Genomic DNA, 422 nt, shown 5'->3' with positions numbered 1-422 from the left:
ATTTGTGTGAAAGTATCGGAGGTATTTCCACAATCGTCTTTTACGATCCACGTATTGGTATAGGTTCCTGCGTTGGCGCAAGTCTCTGACGGAACAAATGCGCCGCTTGTTTTTACAGTATTCGAAACATCACCGTCGCAGGTATCGGTTGCGATAGGGAATTGTGCCTGTGCAGCCGTTAAGGCTTCAGCATTGCTGCATTGCACCGTTACGTTTAAAGCACCTGCCGGAGTATTCCATGTTGGTGCGGTGGTATCTTCAATGGTGATTATTTGCGTGAAAGTATCGGAGGTATTTCCACAATCGTCTTTTACAATCCAGGTGTTGGTATAGGTTCCTGCGTTGGCGCAAGTCTCTGACGGAACAAAAGCGCCGCTTGTTTTTACACTATTCGAAACATCACCATCACAGGTATCGGTTGC

Annotated in this window: 1 pseudogene; it reads right to left on the bottom strand. The window is 46.7% G+C overall.

Annotation, left to right across the window (positions count from 1 at the left end):
- Window positions 1-422, bottom strand: a pseudogene (locus GJU43_RS22975) (hypothetical protein); the annotation flags it as partial.

Origin of the sequence: Flavobacterium sp. LC2016-23 (assembly GCF_009674775.1) — a bacterium.
In the GTDB taxonomy this organism is placed as follows: Bacteria; Bacteroidota; Bacteroidia; order Flavobacteriales; family Flavobacteriaceae; genus Flavobacterium.
The sequence above is the reverse complement of the archived record's forward strand: the minus strand, read 5'-3'. Positions and strand labels throughout refer to the sequence as shown.